The organism is Acidovorax sp. PRC11 (assembly GCF_031844105.1).
Classification (GTDB): domain Bacteria; phylum Pseudomonadota; class Gammaproteobacteria; order Burkholderiales; family Burkholderiaceae_C; genus Paracidovorax.
In genome coordinates, this window is sequence record NZ_JAUZUQ010000018.1 from 67734 (window position 1) to 84434 (window position 16701).

Here is a 16701-nt window from a genome sequence, read left to right on the forward strand (position 1 = left end):
CGGGGAACGGGGGGCCGCGCGGCCGTGAAAATTCAGCCCTTGCGCAGGATGAGCGCGAGCAGGAGCATGGACGCCACGAAGCTGATCCAGATGGAAGGCTCCTGCTCCAGCTTCATCCATTCCGCGATGCGGCCCGACAGGCCCACGAAGGCGAGGTTGACGTACGCCGCGGACAAGAGGCCGATGAAGAGCCGGTCGCCGCGCGTGGTGGTGATGGGGAGGAAACCTTTGCGCAGCGTCGTGGGCGACTTGATTTCCCACACGGTCATGCCGGCGAGCATGAGGACGATGCATACAAAAAACACGGCCACCGGAGTGGTCCAGGCCATCCAATCGAACATGGCTTATTCCTTTCAGACCCGGCCCATGGCGAAGCCTTTGGCGATGTAGTGCCGCACGAACCAGATCACGATGGCGCCGGGCACGATGGTGAGCACGCCGGCGGCGGCGAGCGTGGCCCAGTCCATGCCGGAGGCGCTGACGGTGCGCGTCATGGTGGCGACGATGGGCTTGGCGTTCACGCTGGTGAGCGTGCGGGCCAGCAGCAGCTCCACCCAGCTGAACATGAAGCAGAAGAACGCCGCCACGCCCACGCCGGCCTTGATGAGCGGCAGGAAGATGGTGAGGAAGAAGCGCGGGAAGCTGTAGCCGTCGATGTAGGCGGTCTCGTCGATCTCGCGCGGGATGCCGCTCATGAAGCCTTCCAGGATCCAGACCGCGAGCGGCACGTTGAACAGCAGGTGGGCGAGCGCGACGGCGAGGTGCGTGTCCATGAGCCCCACGGTGGTGTAGAGCTGGAAGAACGGCAGCAGGAACACGGCCGGCGGGGTCATGCGGTTGGTGAGCAGCCAGAAGAAGACGTGCTTGTCGCCCAGGAACTGGTAGCGCGAGAACGCGTAGGCCGCCGGCAGCGCCACGGTGAGCGAGATCACCATGTTGATGGCGACGTAGATCAGGCTGTTGATGTAGCCCGAATACCAGGACTCGTCGGTGAAGATGGTCCGGTAGTTGTCCCAGGTGAAGTGCTCGGGCCAGAAGGAGAAGGTCGAGAGGATCTCGGAGTTCGTCTTGAAGCTCATGTTCACCATCCAGTAGATGGGCAGGAGCGCGAAGACGAGGTAGGCGATCAGGAACAGGGTGCGCTTGCGGAAGCGGTTCTCATGCATGGCCGTTCTCCGGGGCGGTGTCGGTGCCCACGCGCTGCATCCAGTTGTAGAGGATGAAGCACAGCAGCAGGATGATGAGGAAGTAGATCAGCGAGAAGGCGGCGGCGGGGCCGAGGTCGAACTGGCCGACGGCCTTCTGGGTGAGGTACTGGCTGAGGAAGGTGGTGGCGTTGCCGGGGCCGCCGCCGGTGAGCACGAAGGGCTCGGTGTAGATCATGAAGCTGTCCATGAAGCGCAGCAGCACGGCGATCATGAGCACGCCGCGCATCTTGGGCAGCTGGATGTAGCGGAACACCGCCCACTTGCTGGCGCCGTCGATGCGCGCGGCCTGGTAGTACGCGTCGGGAATGGAGCGCAGGCCGGCGAAGCACAGCAGCGCGACCAGCGGCGTCCAGTGCCAGACGTCCATGGCGAGCACGGTGAGCCAGGCGTGCGTGGCGTTGCCGGTGTAGTTGTAGTCGATGCCGACGTACTGCAGCGCCGCGCCGAGCAGGCCGATGTCGGCGCGCCCGTAGATCTGCCAGATGGTGCCGACCACGTTCCAGGGGATCAGCAGCGACAGGGCGACGGTGACCAGCACGGCGGAGGACTTCCAGCCCTGGGCGGGCATGGAGAGCGCCAGGCAGATGCCGAGCGGGATCTCCACCGCCAGCACCGCGAGCGAGAAGCCGAGTTGGCGCAGCAGCGCGCCGTGCAGCTCTTCGTCGCGCATGACCTGCGCGAACCATTCGGTACCGACGAACACGCGGCGCTCGGGCGAGATGATGTCCTGCACCGAGTAGTTGACCACGGTCATCAGCGGCAGGATGGCCGAGAAGGCCACGCAGAGGATGACGGGCAGGATCAGGAACCAGGCCTTCTGGTTCACGGGCTTGGTGGTCTGGCTCATGCCAACAGCTCCTCGTTGCGGTAGAAGCAGGTGTGGGCGCCCAGCACCTGCACCCAGACGGTGCCGCCGGGCGCGGGCAGCACCTCGGCGGGCGCGACGCGGGCCTTGAGCGGCTGGCCGTCCAGGCGCGCGGTGAGCAGCTGGTAGGTGCCGATGTCCTGCACCTTGTCCACCGTGCAGGGCAGCGCGCCGGGGGTGCCCTCGGGCACCACGGCGAGGTATTCGGGGCGCACGCCGAGCTGCAGCGGGCCGTCGGGCAGTTCGCGCGCGGGGCGCGGCAGCGCCTGGCCGCCGACGCGCAGCGCGCCGCCGTCCAGCTGCGCCGGCAGGAAGTTCATGCCGGGCGAGCCGATGAAGTGGCCGACGAAGACGTGCTGGGGACGCTCGAAGAGGGCGTCCGCCGAGCCCACCTGCACGGCGCGGCCGCGCGTCATCACCACCACCTCTTCGGCGAAGGTGAGGGCCTCGACCTGGTCGTGGGTGACGTAGATGAGGGTGAGCCGCAGTTCGTGGTGGATCTGCTTGAGCTTGCGGCGCAGCTGCCACTTGAGGTGCGGATCGATCACCGTGAGCGGCTCGTCGAACAGCACGGCGGAGACGTCCGGGCGCACGAGCCCGCGGCCCAGCGAGATCTTCTGCTTCTGGTCGGCGGAGAGGCCGGCGGCGCGCATGTCGAGCTGGTGGCTCATCTCCAGCATTTCGGCGATCTGGCCCACGCGCTGGCGGATCTGCGCCTCGGGCACCTTGCGGTTCTTGAGCGGGAAGGCGAGGTTCTCGGCCACGGTCATGGTGTCGTAGATGACCGGGAACTGGAACACCTGGGCGATGTTGCGCTCCTGCGGGCTCGCGCGGGTGACGTCGCGGCCGTCGAACAGCACGCGGCCCTGCGAGGGCACGAGCAGGCCCGACATGATGTTGAGCATGGTGGTCTTGCCGCAGCCCGAGGGGCCGAGCAGCGCATAGGCGCCGCCGTCGCGGAATTCCATGGAGAGCGGCAGCAGCGCGTAATCGCTGTCCTGCTGCGGGTTCGGCTTGTACGAGTGCGCGAGATCGAGCTGGATGCGGGCCATGTCAGCGCCCTCCCCGGCGCGCCGGGGCGCGCAGCAAGGCGCCGTCGGCGCCGAAGACGTAGGCGTCGCCGGGCTGCAGGTGCAGCGTGAGCGCGGAGCCGAGGGCGAAGTCATGCACGCCGGTGAACTGGGCGACCAGTTCGCCCCAGGGGGTCTGGGCATGCACGAAGGTGTCGGAGCCGGCGATTTCGGCGAGCTCCACCGTGCCGGGCACGGACACGTCGCCCGGGCGCGCGGTGAGCCGCAGGGCGCTGGCCCGCACGCCGACGGTGAGCCCGGAGGCCGCGCCGGCCGGCAGTGGTTCGGGGAGGGGGAACACGTCGCGGCCCGCCACGCGCACGCCGCCCGCCACGGTCTCGGCCGCCAGCAGGTTCATGGGCGGATCGCTGAAGGCGCGCGCCACGCGCAGCGACGCGGGAGCGTGGAACACCTCGGCGGTGGGGCCGTACTGCAGCAGTTCGCCCTCGTGCAGCACCGCGGTGTGGCCGCCGAGCAGCAGGGCCTCGCCGGGCTCGGTGGTGGCGTAGACCACGGTGGAGTCGCCCGCGGCGAAGAGCTGGGTGAGTTCGTCGCGCAGCTCCTCGCGCAGCTTGTAGTCGAGGTTGACGAGGGGCTCGTCCAGCAGCATGAGCGGCGCCCCCTTGGCCAGGGCGCGCGCCAGGGCGACGCGCTGCTGCTGCCCGCCGGAGAGCTCCGACGGATGGCGGTTCAGGAACATGTCGATGTGCAGCCGCTCGGCCAGGGCGCGCACGCGCTCCTGCACGTTCTTGTCGCCCCGCAGCTTGAGCGGCGAGGCGATGTTGTCGGCCACGGTCATGGAGGGGTAGTTGATGAACTGCTGGTAGACCATGGCGACGTTGCGCTCGCGCACGGGCATGCCCGTGACGTCCTTGCCATCCACCCGCACCCGCCCTTCGGTGGGCGCATCCAGCCCGGCCATGATGCGCATGAGGCTGGTCTTGCCCGCCTGGGTGGCGCCCAGCAGTACCGTGACGGCGCCCGGCTGGAGCGCCATGTCCATGCCGTGAAGCCAGGTTTGCGCACCCACCGTCTTGCCGATGCGCTCGAGTACCAGCTGCATCCCCGCACCTTTCCCGTTGTTTTGGTCCGCAGGACGTGCCTGCGCGTTTTTGCCGGAACGCGCACCTTTGTGCGACGCATGCGTTTCGGTTGCGTTCATTTTTGTTCTTTTGGATTCGCTTTGCCTCCAGGTTTACCCTCGGTTTTTTCTTTTTCGTTCGTTTTAAAGTCGGGTCTCTGCCGTACCGAACCTTTTCCACCGACGGCCACCCTACCCCCGCGTGAACACCAATCCCCGACAGCTCCTGCTCCTCGACGAAGTCCGCGCCCGCCGCACGGCCACCGTCGAACAGCTCGCGGACACCCTGGGCGTGACGCTGCAGACCGTGCGCCGCGACATCCAGAAACTGGCCGACAGCGGACTGCTGCTGCGCTTCCACGGCGGCGTGCGGGTGCCCAGCTCCACCACGGAGAACCTGGGCCACACCCAGCGAGAGACGCTGCATGCCGAGGGCAAGGCGCGCATCGCCCGCGCCGTGGCCGAGGCGGTGCCGCACAACTGCTCGCTGATCCTGAACATCGGCACCACCACCGAGGCGATCGCACGGGCGCTGCTGCACCACCGGGGGCTGCGCGTGATCACGAACAACCTGAACGTGGCGGCGATCCTGGCGGGCAACCCCGACTGCGAGGTGATCGTGGCGGGCGGCGTGGTGCGCGCGCGCGACCGCGGCATCGTGGGCGAGGCGGCGGTGGATTTCATCCGCCAGTTCAAGGTGGACATCGCGCTCATCGGCATCTCGGGCATCGAGCCGGACGGCTCGCTGCGCGACTTCGACCTGCGCGAGGTGAAGGTGGCGCAGACCATCATCGCCCAGTCCCGCGAGGTGTGGCTGGCCACGGACCACAGCAAGTTCGACCGGCCGGCCATGGTGCAGGTCGCCACCCTGGCGCAGATCGACCGCCTGTTCACCGATGCCGCGCCGCCCGAGCCCTTCCCGGCGCTGCTGCGCGACGCGGGCGTGGAGCTCGACGTGGCGGAGTGAGCGCCGAACTGCGCCGCCGCGCTGCGCTGCCGGCCCTTTGTTATCTTCCAACACCGCATTTCCCGGATTCGCCATGACCTATCTGCTCGCCCTCGACCAAGGCACTTCCAGCTCGCGCAGCATCGTCTTCGACGAGCGCGGACACATCGTCGCGCAGGCCCAGCAGGAGCTGCCGCAGATCTATCCGCAGCCCGGCTGGGTGGAGCACGACCCGATGGAGATCTGGCGCACGCAGCTGGCCACGGCGCGGCAGGCGCTCGCGCAGGCGAAGATCGGCCCGGCCGACGTGCGGGCGCTGGGCATTACCAACCAGCGAGAGACCACGGTGCTCTGGAACCGCCGCACCGGGCAGCCCGTGCACCACGCCATCGTCTGGCAGGACCGGCGCGCCGAGCCGCTGTGCGCCGAGCTGCGCGAGCAGGGCCACGAGCCGATGATCCAGGAGCGCACGGGGCTGCGCATCGACGCCTACTTCTCGGCGACCAAGCTGCGCTGGCTGCTGGACCACGTGCCCGGGGCGCGCGCGGCGGCGGAGGCGGGCGAGCTCGCCTTCGGCACGGTGGACAGCTGGCTCATCTGGCAGCTGACGGGCGGCAAGGTGCACGTGACCGACGTGAGCAATGCCGCGCGCACGATGCTGTTCGACGTGCATGCCAACGACTGGGACGACGACCTGCTGGCGCTGCTGCGCATTCCGCGCGCACTGCTGCCGCGCGTGCAGCCGTCGGCGAGCGATTTCGGTGCCACCGACGCGGCGCTGCTGGGCGGCGCCATCCCGATCGGCGGGGTGGCGGGCGACCAGCAGAGCGCGCTGTTCGGCCAGGCGTGCTTCACCGCCGGCATGGCCAAGAACACCTACGGCACGGGCTGCTTCATGCTGATGCACACGGGCGGCAACTTCCAGACCTCGCGCAATGGGCTGCTGACGACGAGTGCGGCGCAGATCGCGCCGCCTTCGGGCACTGCCGGTGCGCCGGCGGGGGTGCAGTACGCGATGGAAGGCAGCGTGTTCGTGGGCGGCGCGGTGGTGCAGTGGCTGCGCGACGGCCTGCGCGCGATCTCGTCGAGCAACGAGGTGCAGTCGCTGGCCGAGAGCGTGCCGGACTCCGGCGGCGTGATGATGGTGCCGGCCTTCACCGGCCTGGGCGCCCCCTACTGGAAGCCCGAGGCGCGCGGCACCATCACCGGCCTCACGCGCGGCACGACGATCGCCCACATCGCGCGCGCATCGCTGGAGAGCATCGCCTACCAGAGCGCGGCGCTGCTGCAGGCGATGAGCCGCGACGCCGTGGCGGCCGGGGGCGCGCCCGTGAGCGAGCTGCGCGTGGACGGCGGTGCCTGCGTGAACGACCTGCTGATGCAGTTCCAGGCCGACCTGCTGGGCATTCCCGTGGTGCGGCCGGCGGTGATCGAGACCACGGCGCTGGGCGCGGCCTACCTGGCCGGGCTCTCCAGCGGCGTCTATGCCGGCACCGAGGCGCTGTCCTCGCTCTGGCGCGCCGAGCGGCGCTTTCTGCCCACGCTCAGTTCCCACCGCGCGCAGGAATGCATGGCCCGCTGGGAGCACGCGGTGCGGCAGGCGTCGCTGGACTGATGCCGCCCCCGGCACTCTGCATCCAGAGCTTCAGCAGCGTGCGGCGTAGCCTGCCGTGACGGGCATCTGCTCCTGCTTCCGTTTTCCGTGGTATTGCTTCGCAGAGGTGCGCGGCCGCACGCATGCGGCTTTCGATGATCGGGAGCGGTAGCCTTCCACTATCACTTCCGGCTCGGCACACGAGACCGCATCCTCCACCTCGGGCAGGGGGGATGGGCCTGGAAATCCGTCTCCGCTGTCTGACGAAAGCAGACCCATGAGCACGAGAGTCAATGGCTATTCAGCCCCCATCGGTATCGGCATCGGCCCCGCGCTGACGACCGGCGCCGGCGACAGCAGCACCGGCAGCACCGCCGCACGCACACGGCAGGCCGCTGCCGCGATCGGACAGTACATGCAGCAGAGTGGCACCGATACGATGACGCCGAACCAGCTGTCGCAGTTGGCGCGCAATGCGCCGGACGACGTGTCCGCCGCGGCCTCCTTCCTGCTGCGCAACCCCGACATCTACGCGCTGCTGGAGACGCACGACGTGGCCGGGCGCGACGGGATCTCGGGCGCGTCGAACTTCGACTTCGCCGCCCGCGGGGGCTACGACGCCCAGCTGCAGGATGCGGCACCGTCCGCTGCCAAGGCCGCCACGCCGGCCGTGACCGAACAGGACGCCCGCAACGCCATCGCTGCTTTCCGGCAACAGAACCCCACCGCGCGCATCGATCCCAACACGCTCTACCAGCTGGCCATGCGCCCGGACAGCGACACCGCGCCGGCGACGTCGGCCGCGGCCAAGTTCCTGCTGAAGAACCCGGACGTGCTCGACAAGATCACCGCACCGGCCCCGGAAGCCACTACGCCCGCCACCACGCCAACGACCACTGCCGCTCCCGCGGCCAGCCCTGCCGCGTCGGCGCCCAAAGGTCCGGAGCAGAGCGCCACGCAGCAGACCCCAGGCAGCGCCGCGGCCAGCCCCGCCCGTACCGGCGGCGCGCCCGCCAGCGGTTCACAGGCGCTGGATGGACAGAGCGCCGCACGCATCCTGGCCGGCCATATGCTGTCCGGCACCACCGGCACTTCCGCCGGCACGGCGGCATCCCCCGCTCCCTCGGCCATGACGGTGGATCAGCTCTACCGCCTCGCCGAGGGCGGCAAGGCCCCACCCGAGGTAGCAGCCGCCGCGAAGTTCATGCTCAAGAATCCGGACATCTACCGGACCATCGAAACCCACGACGTGCCGGGCGCCGATGGAAAATCCGCCGTGGGCAACCTGCTGGCCGCCGCGCGCGGCGAGATCCCCGGCGTGGGCGGCAAGTCCTCCCAGACCACGAACAGCATCCTGAAGTTGCTGCAGTTGCTGCTGCAGGTACTGAACGGTACGCCCGCCTCCTCCAGCGGAGCGAACCACCCCGCCGCGAAGCCGCTCGACGCGCAGGGCGGTTCACGCACCCTGGCGCCTGCGGGCAACGCGGTCCCTGCGACCGGAAGCGGTACGCAGGACCGGCTGGGCCAACTGCTGCAGCAATTGCAGTTGCTCCTGCAGCTGCTGAAATCCCTGTCGCAGCCCGCCGACGCAGCACCGTCGCCCGCATCGAAGCAGCCGCTGGACGCGCAGGGCGCCGCGCGCATCCTGGCCGACTACATGATCTCCGAGGCCGGGGGTGCGCGGCAACTGGTCGGCAACGCTGCCCCGCCTGCGACCGCACCGATGACGCCCGACCGCCTCTACCAGCTGAGCCAGGGCCAGGGTCCGGTGGCGGATGCCGCCAGATTCATGCTCCAGCACCCGGACATCTACCGCGCCATCGAAACCCATGACGTGGCCGGCGCCGACGGCATCTCCGGCCTGGGCAACCTGCTGGCCGCCGCGCGCGGCGAAGTGCCGGGCGTGAACGGCAGAACGGGCCAGCAGCAGCAACAGCTCCAGCAACTGCTGCAGGTGCTGAGTTCGCTGCTCTCGCTGGTGCAGGCCACGGCCACGCGGCAATCTCCGTCGGCCGCCCGGGGCACGACGGCCGATCAGGCCACCGACAACGACAGCCCCGTGCAGGATGTGCTGCGGCAGATCCTGAAGGTGCTCAAGAGCGCGCAGCCTGCGCAGGCTCCGGCCCAGGCCATGGATGGGCAGCACGCCGCGAGCATCCTGGCCAACTACCTGCAGCAGACGAGACTTCGCCAGTCACTCGCGCAGGACCCGATGTCGTCCGTGCGCGAACTGCTGGGCCAGGCCGCGGAAAGCATGCAGGTATTCGCACAGCAGCAGCGCATGCTGCAGATCGGTCTCCAGATGAGGATCCTGCAGTTGAGCACCACGGTGGTCTGATCCCCCGGCCGCCAGCCGGGGCGACCCGGGGCGGCCACGGGCACGCTACCATCCGGCGCATCCGGGGTCCGCTGCGGCACGTCCGCCGCGGACTTTTTTCTTCCCGCGAGCGCCTTCGCCAACTACCGCAAGCCATGCCCCTCGACACCGCCTCCCCCCTTGCTTCGGCATCCGACCAGCCCGCCATCGCCTTCATCGGCGGCGGCAACATGGCCAGCGCCATCATCGGCGGGCTGATCCGCCAGGGCATGCCGGCCTCGCAGATCGAGGTGGTCGAGCCCTGGGATGAAGCCCGGGCCGCGCTGCGCGCGCACCATGGCATCGAGGCGCACCCCGAGGCCGGCACGGCCCTGGAGCGCGCCGGGGTGGTGGTGTGGGCCGTCAAGCCCCAAACCTTCAAGGAAGCCGCCCGGCAGGCACGCCCCTATACGGCGAATGCGGTCCACCTGAGCGTGGCCGCCGGCATCCGCTCGGACAGCATCGCCGCCTGGCTGGGCTCCGAATGCGTGGTGCGCGCGATGCCCAACACGCCGGCCCTGATCGCGCGCGGCATGACGGCGCTCTACGCCCGTCCGCAGGTCAGCCCCGCCCAGCGCGCGGCCGTGCAGCAGGTGCTGTCGTCCACCGGCGAGCTGCTGTGGGTGGACGAGGAATCCCAGCTCGACGCGGTGACCGCGCTGTCGGGCTCCGGCCCGGCCTACGTGTTCCTGTTCCTGGAAGCCATGGCGCGCGCGGGCGTGGAGATGGGCCTCGCTCCCGAGCAGGCGCACCAGCTGGCCGTGGGCACCTTCACGGGCGCCTCCGAACTGGCGCGCCGGTCGGACGAGTCGCCCGCCGTGCTGCGCCAGCGCGTGACCTCCAAGGGCGGCACCACCTTCGCGGCGGTACAGGCGATGGAGCAGGCGGACGTGCCGGAGCATTTCATCCGCGCGATGAAGGCGGCGCAGGCCCGCGCGCGCGAACTGGGCGACGAATACGGCAGGTGACGGCACGGGCGGCACGGCGGGGCTCCGCCATGCATGAGCAGGGCCGTTGCGACTTTTACAATCGCCGGTTCTTCCGCTCACGGCCACTGGCCCGCCCTGCATGTCCGCCGCCACCCTTTCGCCGCAGTACCGCACCTCCCTGCGCGCCATCGCCCTGGCGGCGGTCGTCTATGTGCTGGCCTGGTCGCTGCTGCCTCCGCTGCTGAGTTCCAGCCTGCCGCTGGACGTCGCCGAAAGCCTGTCCTGGGGACGGGAGTGGCAATGGGGTTACTACAAGCACCCGCCGCTCGCGCCGTGGGTGCTGGAGCTGTCCTACCGCGCCTTCGGCCACGTGGGCCCGTTCCTGCTGAGCCAGCTCTTCATCGTGGCCACGCTGTGGCTGGTCTGGCGCACCGGCTGCCGGCTGATGTCGCGCGAGCGGGCCCTCCTCGGCACGCTGCTGACCATGGGCGTGGCCTACTACACCCGTCCGGCGCTGGAGTTCAACCACAACATCGCGCAGATGCCGCTCTGGGCGGCGGCCGGGTATTGCCTGCTCGCCGCGCTGCAGGACGGGCGCATGCGCCACTGGGTGCTGCTGGGCATGGCGGCGGGCCTGGGCCTGCTGACCAAGTATTCGGTCGGGCTGCTGCTGGCGACGCTCGCGCTCTATCTGCTGCTGACGCCCGAGCGGCGGGTGCTGCGCGGCGCCGGCCCGTGGGTGGCCCTGGCGGTGATGGCAGCGCTGTTCGCGCCGCACCTGCACTGGCTGTGGCAGTCGGACTGGCTGCCCATGGCCTACGTCCAGGACCGGGCGTCCGGCGCGGGCACGCACGGCCGCTGGGACGCCCTGTCCTTCGTGGCCACCCAGGCGGTGAACCACCTGCCCCTGGCGGTGATCGTGCTGGCGGCCTGGGCCGGCACGCGCCGGCAGCGCCGGGCCGCGCCGCTCTCCGGCCGGCGCTGGCAATGGCATGGCGACCGTGCGGCCTATCTGTGGACGGTCGCCCTGGGTCCCTGCCTGCTGGTGGTGCTGGTGGGCCTGGCGGCCGGGCTGCGGGTGCGCGACATGTGGGGCGTTCCCATGTGGGTGTTCAGCGGCCTGCTGGTGGCGGCGTGGCTGCCCGCGCCCTGGCTGTCGGCCCTGCAGCCGCGGCTGCTGCGCGGCCTGGCGGTGTGGCTGGTGCTGATCTCGGTGGCGACGGGCCTCTGGCTGGCCTTCGGTGCGCAGTGGCGCCACCGGCCGTCGCGCACCGACTGGCCGCAGGCCGCCATCGCGCAGCAGGCGCTGTCGGCATGGCAGGCGCAGTCGCGTTGCGCCCTGGATTCGGTTTCGGGCGATTACTGGGCGGTGGGGCTGGTCGCGGCGCAGCTGCCGCAGCGGCCCTCGGTCTACATCGCGGGCGATCCGCGCTTCTCGCCGTGGATCACCCCCGAGCGCCTGCGCGAGCATGGCACACTGTGGATCGGCCTGGGCGACGACGCGCCGGTGCCGGCCGGGCTCGACGCGCTGGCCGCGCAGCCCGGAATGCGTGTGCAGCAGGGCCAGGCGAAGATCGGCTGGCCCCACCGGAGCGCCGCCGAACCGCTCGCGATGCACTGGCGCGCCTACGTGCCGGCCGCATGCGTCCGCCAACCTTGACCACCGCCACCCCTCCACCGATGACGGACTCCACCTCCTCCGCCGATGCGGCCCCGGACTTCCACGCCGAGTTCGCACCCGGTGCGCCGGTGGGGCTGCTGCCGCGCGAGCCCCTGCGGCTGAGCTGCGTCGTGCCCGCGCACAACGAGGAGCAGAACCTGGAGGGCTTCCTGCGCGCGCTGGCGCAGGCGGCCGGCGCGCTGGCGCAGGAATTCGAGCTCGTCGTCGTCAACGACGGCAGCCGCGACGGCACGCACGCGGTGGCCATGCGGCTGGCGCAGGAGCTGCCGCTGCGCTATCTCGCGCTGTCGCGCAATTTCGGCAAGGAGGCCAGCCTCTCCGCGGGGATCGACCATGCACGGGGCAATGCGGTGCTGCTGATCGATGCGGACTTCCAGCATCCGCTGGCCCTGCTTCCCGAGATGCATGCGCTGTGGCAATCCGGCTATGACATGGTCTATGGCGTGATCGCCGACCGCGGGGCGGAAAGCGGTGCCAAGCGCCTGGGCGCCGGCGTGTTCTACCGCCTGATGAATGCGGGCAACCAGGTCAAGATCCCGCCCAACGCGGGCGACTTCCGCTGGATGGACCGCAAGGTGGTCGATGCGCTCAAGGCCCTGCCCGAGCGCAACCGCTTCATGAAGGGCCTGTATGCCTGGGTGGGCTTCAAGACCGCCGCCCTGCCCTTCGTGCCGCTCGACCGGGCCGCGGGCACGTCGAGCTTCAACCTGCGCCGCCTGGGTTCGCTGGCGCTCTCGGGGCTCACCTCGTTCACCACGCTGCCGCTGCGCGTGTGGAGCATGGTGGGCGGCTGCATCTCGCTGGCCGCGCTGACCTACGGCCTGTGGGTGGCCGTGGACACGCTGGTGTTCGGCAACCCGCTGGACGGCTGGCCCACGCTGGCGGTGAGCATCATGCTGTTCTCGGGCGTGCAGCTGATGTCGATCGGCATCCTGGGCGAATACGTCGGACGCATCTACGAAGAAGTCAAGCGCCGGCCGATCTACCTGGTGGCGCGCGACGAAGACCGCAGCCCGCTGGGCGGCCCGCGGCCATGAGCCTGGCGGTGCGCGGACCGTGGGCCCTGCTGCAGCGACTGCCGCAGGGCCTGCAGTTCATTCTCGTGGGCGGCGCGGCCGCGGCCACGCACCTGGCCGTGGTGGGCCTGCTGGTGGCGCTGTCCGGCATGCCGCCGCTGGCGGCCAACGTGCTGGCGTTCCTGGTGGCCTTCACCGTGAGCTATGCCGGCCATGCCCGGCTCACCTTCGCCCGCACGCAGGCCCGCGGCCCGGCCGTGGCGGCACGCTACTTCGCCGTGGCCTGCCTGTCGTTCGCGGCCAACGAAGCGCTGTATTACATCGCCCTGCACTGGCTGCACTGGCACTACTTCTGGAGCCTGGCGGGTGTGCTGGTGCTGGTGGCCGTGGGCACCTTCGTGCTGAGCAAGTGCTGGGCGTTCAAGGCCCGCACGCCATGACAAAGTTGCGCCCGCCCGCCGCGCGCGCGGCGCCGAACTCGCGCGCCCTCGTGCTGTGCGCGGACGACTATGCGCTGCACCCGGCGGTGGACGAAGCGGTCGAGCGCCTCGTGCATGCCGGCCGCCTCTCCGCCACCAGCTGCATGGCGACGTCGCCGCGCTGGGCCGAGGCCGCGGCGCGCCTGCCGGCGCTGCGGCCCCGCCTGGCGGTGGGCCTGCACTTCAACCTGACCGAAGGCCACGGCGGCGCGCACGCCGTGGATCCGCTGGGCCGCGTGATCCTGCGCACCTATGCGCGGCGGTGGTCCGGCGCATCGCTGCGCGCCGCATGGCGGGCCCAGCTGGATGCGTTCGAGCAGGCCGTGGGCACGCCGCCGGACTTCATCGACGGCCACCAGCACGTGCACCAGCTGCCCCGGGTGCGCGATGCCCTGCTGGCCGAACTGCAGGCCCGCTATGCACCCGGCGAGCAGCCCTGGGTGCGCTCCACAGCACCCGCGCCCGGTTTGTGGCGCCAACCGAAGGCGGCCGTCATCGCCCTGCTCGGCGGCTGGACGGCCACGCGGCGCTGGCACCGGGCCGGCGTGGCGACGAACCCGGGCTTCGGCGGGGTGTACGGCTTCGACGCCCCCGATGCCGCGGCCTACGGCGCGCAGATGGAGCGCTGGGTGCCGCACCTGCCGGAGGGCGGGCTGCTGATGTGCCACCCGGCCGCGGACGTGGTGCACGGCGATGCGATCGGGGCGCAGCGGCCGGTGGAGTTCGCCTACCTGATGTCGGACGCCTTCGGCGCGCTGCTGCAGCGCAGTGGCCGGCATGTGCACCAGGGGCCGGCGGCACCCTGGGCCTGACGAGGGCGGATCGGCGCGGCTTCAGCGCAGCGCGAATCCCGCGGCGATGCCCGCGAACAGGGTGAAACCCAGCCAGTGGTTGCGCGTGAACGCGCGGAAGCACCCTTCGCGGGTGCGGTGGCGGATGAGGCGCCAGTGCCAGGCCACCTGCGCCAGCATCGCCGCCAGGGCGGCATGCAGGGGCCAGCCCAGGGCGAAGGGGGCCAGCGCCCAGGCCCAGAGCGCCACGAAGCCCAGGTAGAACGCCATCACGGCCGGCACGTCGTGGCGGCCCAGGGTGATGGCCGAGGTCTTCATGCCGATCTTCAGGTCGTCGTCACGGTCGACCATGGCGTACTCGGTGTCGTAGGCCAGCACCCAGCAGAGATTGCCCAGCACCAGCCAGGCCGCCAGCGGGGGCACGCTGCCGCCCACCGCGGTGAAGGCCATCGGGATGCCCATGCTGAAGGCCACGCCGAGCACGGCCTGGGGCATGGAGACGAAGCGCTTGGCGAACGGGTAGGCGATGGTGACGGCCAGCGCAGGCAGCGACCAGGCGACGGTGGCCGCGTTGGTGGTGAGCACGAGGCCGAACGACACGAGCGCGAGCACCGCGCCCACGGCCAGGGCCTCGCGCACCGACACGGCGCCGCTGGTCACGGGGCGCTGCGCGGTGCGCTTGACGTGCCGGTCGAAATCCCGGTCGGCCACGTCGTTCACGCAGCAGCCCGCGCTGCGCATCAGCACCGTGCCGAGCGTGAACACCGCCAGCAGGTGCCAGCCCGGGAAGCCCCCGGCCGCGATCCACAGCGCCGACAGGGTGGGCCAGAGCAGCAGCAGCCAGCCGGCCGGCCGGCTCCAGCGGATCAGGTCGAGGTACAGCGCCAGGCGCGGGGGCCGGGGGGGAATGTGCGGTGCGGTGCTCTGCATGGGTGGGGGGTCGGGAATGCAAAACGCCCGCGGCGGGCGGGCGTGGCCTCGAGGGCGATGCGGCGACGGCGCCAGAAGGCGCGTGCCAGCCGCTCAATCCTCCAGCAGCGAGCGCAGCATCCAGGCGGTCTGCTCATGCACCGTCAGGCGCTGCGTGAGCAGGTCGGCCGTGGGCTCGTCGCTCGCCTTGTCCGCCACGGGGAACAGTTCACGCGCGGTGCGGGCGACGGCCTCGTGGCCCTCGACCAGGATGCGCACCATCTCCAGCGCATGGGGCGGCTCGGCCGGTACGTCGGGCAGCGAGGTGAGCTTGCCGAACTGGGCGTACGAGCCCGGCGCGGGATGGCCCAGCGAGCGGATGCGCTCGGCCACCGGGTCCACGGCGTTCCACAGTTCGGTGTACTGGCCCATGAACATGGTGTGCAGCGTGTTGAACATGGGACCGGTCACGTTCCAGTGGAAATTGTGCGTGGTCAGGTACAGCGTGTAGGTGTCGGCGAGCAGGCGCGACAGGCCCTGCGCGATGGCGGCACGGTCCTTGTCGCTGATGCCGATGTTGATGCGCGGCGCGGTGGAGGCGGACGGGCGGGCTGCGGATTTGCCGGGGGCTTTGGCCATGGGATGGACTCCTTCGATGGATGGGCTGGAAACAACGGTGATCAGGACAGGCGCGTCACGCCCGGCAGCTCGCAGGCGTACACGGCGTTGCGCAGTGCCGCGATCGCCTCGTAGCGCGTAAAGCTGCGGCGCCAGGCCAGCACCACGCGGCGCATCGGCGGCGGGCTGCCGTCGGCCTCCTCGATGGGCAGGTAGCGGATGTGCGTGTCGTCGCTCTTGCGGCGCTTGCTGCCGGTGTGCAGCGCGTCGCGCGGCACCGACAGGCGCGGCACCAGCGTGACGCCCATGCCGGCCGAGACCATGTGCTTGATGGTCTCCAGCGACGATCCCTCGAAGGTGCGGCGGATGCCCTCGGCGTTGCTCGCGTAGCGCGCGAACTCGGGGCAGACCTCCAGGACGTGGTCGCGGAAGCAGTGGCCCGCCCCCAGCAGCAGCATGGTCTCGCTCTTGAGTTCGGCGGCGGAGATGCTGCTGCGCTCGGCGAGCGGATGCGACGACGGCACGGCCGCCAGGAAGGGCTCGTCGTAGAGCGGCGCCATCGCGAGCCCGGTGTCCGGGAACGGCTCGGCCATGATCGCGCAGTCGATCTCGCCGGTGCGCAGCATCTCCAGCAGCTTGACGGTGAAGTTCTCCTGCAGCATGAGCGGCATCTGCGGCGTGCGCGCGATGGCGCGGCGCACCAGCTCGGGCAGCAGGTAGGGGCCGATGGTGTAGATGACGCCGAGCGTGAGCACGCCCGCCAGCGGGTCCTTGCCGCGCTTGGCGATCTCCTTGATCGCCGCGGCCTGCTCCAGCACGCTCTGCGCCTGGCGGACGATCTCCTCGCCCAGGGGCGTCACCGAGACTTCGCCCGCGCTGCGCTCGAAGAGCTTGATCTCGAGTTCGTCCTCAAGCTTCTTGATGGCCACCGACAGCGTCGGCTGCGAGACGTAGCAGGCGTCCGCAGCGCGCCCGAAGTGCTTCTCCCGGGCGACAGCGACGATGTATTTGAGTTCTGTGAGGGTCATGACTGAAGGACGGCGATGCGGGAATGTGCAATTGTGCGCCGGGCAGGGGGCATGCAGGGCCTTTCTTCCAGGGCCGGCCTGGCGTCCGCGCGCTCAGCCGCCAAGTCTGCCACGGATAGCGCCCCCCGGG

16 protein-coding genes are annotated in these 16701 nt (G+C 70.5%); 8 read left to right on the plus strand and 8 right to left on the minus strand.

The window, feature by feature from the left end; genetic code table 11:
- Positions 1–32 precede the first annotated feature (32 nt).
- From Q9R47_RS18720 to Q9R47_RS18740, 5 genes are read right to left on the minus strand one after another with little or no spacing between them, the layout of a single operon-like run.
- On the minus strand, positions 33–341 hold the full coding sequence (locus Q9R47_RS18720; protein ID WP_311234667.1) for a DUF2160 domain-containing protein: 309 nt from the start codon (positions 339–341) through the stop codon (positions 33–35).
- Between the two features lie 12 nt (positions 342–353).
- Complete coding sequence (locus tag Q9R47_RS18725; protein WP_011793782.1) at positions 354–1166, minus strand: carbohydrate ABC transporter permease; 813 nt, start codon at positions 1164–1166, stop codon at positions 354–356.
- Positions 1159–2055 (minus strand): sugar ABC transporter permease, encoded by an 897-nt coding sequence (locus Q9R47_RS18730; protein WP_311234668.1) that lies wholly within the window; start codon positions 2053–2055, stop codon positions 1159–1161. Before Q9R47_RS18730 ends, Q9R47_RS18725 begins: the two co-directional genes overlap by 8 nt.
- The gene (locus tag Q9R47_RS18735) at positions 2052–3125 is read right to left on the minus strand and encodes an ABC transporter ATP-binding protein (protein ID WP_311234669.1); all 1074 of its coding nucleotides are present in this window, start codon (positions 3123–3125) and stop codon (positions 2052–2054) included. Before Q9R47_RS18735 ends, Q9R47_RS18730 begins: the two co-directional genes overlap by 4 nt.
- Position 3126: 1 nt before the next feature.
- The gene (locus tag Q9R47_RS18740; RefSeq protein ID WP_311234670.1) at positions 3127–4206 is read right to left on the minus strand and encodes an ABC transporter ATP-binding protein; all 1080 of its coding nucleotides are present in this window, start codon (positions 4204–4206) and stop codon (positions 3127–3129) included.
- A gap of 220 nt (positions 4207–4426) precedes the next feature.
- Between Q9R47_RS18740 and Q9R47_RS18745 the strand changes: the two genes are divergently transcribed.
- The 8 genes from Q9R47_RS18745 to Q9R47_RS18780 all read left to right on the plus strand — a co-directional run bounded on the left by Q9R47_RS18745 (position 4427) and on the right by Q9R47_RS18780 (position 14037).
- The gene (locus Q9R47_RS18745) at positions 4427–5191 is read left to right on the plus strand and encodes a DeoR/GlpR family DNA-binding transcription regulator (RefSeq protein WP_311234671.1); all 765 of its coding nucleotides are present in this window, start codon (positions 4427–4429) and stop codon (positions 5189–5191) included.
- A gap of 73 nt (positions 5192–5264) precedes the next feature.
- Positions 5265–6785 carry a glycerol kinase GlpK gene (glpK, locus tag Q9R47_RS18750; protein ID WP_311234672.1) on the plus strand — a complete coding sequence of 507 codons (1521 nt, stop codon included), beginning with the start codon at positions 5265–5267 and terminating at the stop codon, positions 6783–6785.
- Positions 6786–7041: 256 nt separating this feature from the next.
- Entirely contained in the window at positions 7042–9102 is a 2061-nt protein-coding gene (locus Q9R47_RS18755; RefSeq protein ID WP_311234673.1) for a hypothetical protein, read from the plus strand.
- A 134-nt stretch (positions 9103–9236) separates the two neighbouring features.
- Positions 9237–10088, plus strand: a complete 852-nt coding sequence (gene proC, locus Q9R47_RS18760; protein WP_311234674.1) for a pyrroline-5-carboxylate reductase — start codon at positions 9237–9239, stop codon at positions 10086–10088.
- Between the two features lie 100 nt (positions 10089–10188).
- Positions 10189–11709, plus strand: a complete 1521-nt coding sequence (locus Q9R47_RS18765; RefSeq protein ID WP_311234675.1) for a glycosyltransferase family 39 protein — start codon at positions 10189–10191, stop codon at positions 11707–11709.
- A 20-nt stretch (positions 11710–11729) separates the two neighbouring features.
- Positions 11730–12767: a glycosyltransferase family 2 protein gene (locus Q9R47_RS18770; protein WP_311234676.1), complete on the plus strand. Its 1038-nt coding sequence runs from the start codon at positions 11730–11732 to the stop codon at positions 12765–12767.
- Positions 12764–13186, plus strand: a complete 423-nt coding sequence (locus tag Q9R47_RS18775) for a GtrA family protein (RefSeq protein WP_311234677.1) — start codon at positions 12764–12766, stop codon at positions 13184–13186. The genes Q9R47_RS18770 and Q9R47_RS18775 overlap by 4 nt, the downstream gene beginning before the upstream one ends.
- Positions 13183–14037, plus strand: coding sequence for a ChbG/HpnK family deacetylase (locus tag Q9R47_RS18780; RefSeq protein WP_311234678.1), 855 nt, complete (start codon positions 13183–13185; stop codon positions 14035–14037). The genes Q9R47_RS18775 and Q9R47_RS18780 overlap by 4 nt, the downstream gene beginning before the upstream one ends.
- 21 nt (positions 14038–14058) lie before the next feature.
- Here the strand turns inward: Q9R47_RS18780 and ubiA are convergent, their stop codons facing one another.
- From ubiA to Q9R47_RS18795, 3 genes are all read right to left on the minus strand, one after another.
- Positions 14059–14946 (minus strand): 4-hydroxybenzoate octaprenyltransferase, encoded by an 888-nt coding sequence (ubiA, locus tag Q9R47_RS18785; RefSeq protein WP_311234679.1) that lies wholly within the window; start codon positions 14944–14946, stop codon positions 14059–14061.
- A gap of 93 nt (positions 14947–15039) precedes the next feature.
- On the minus strand, positions 15040–15564 hold the full coding sequence (locus Q9R47_RS18790) for a Dps family protein (RefSeq protein ID WP_311234680.1): 525 nt from the start codon (positions 15562–15564) through the stop codon (positions 15040–15042).
- Between the two features lie 41 nt (positions 15565–15605).
- The gene (locus Q9R47_RS18795) at positions 15606–16571 is read right to left on the minus strand and encodes a LysR substrate-binding domain-containing protein (RefSeq protein ID WP_311234681.1); all 966 of its coding nucleotides are present in this window, start codon (positions 16569–16571) and stop codon (positions 15606–15608) included.
- Positions 16572–16701 lie beyond the last annotated feature (130 nt).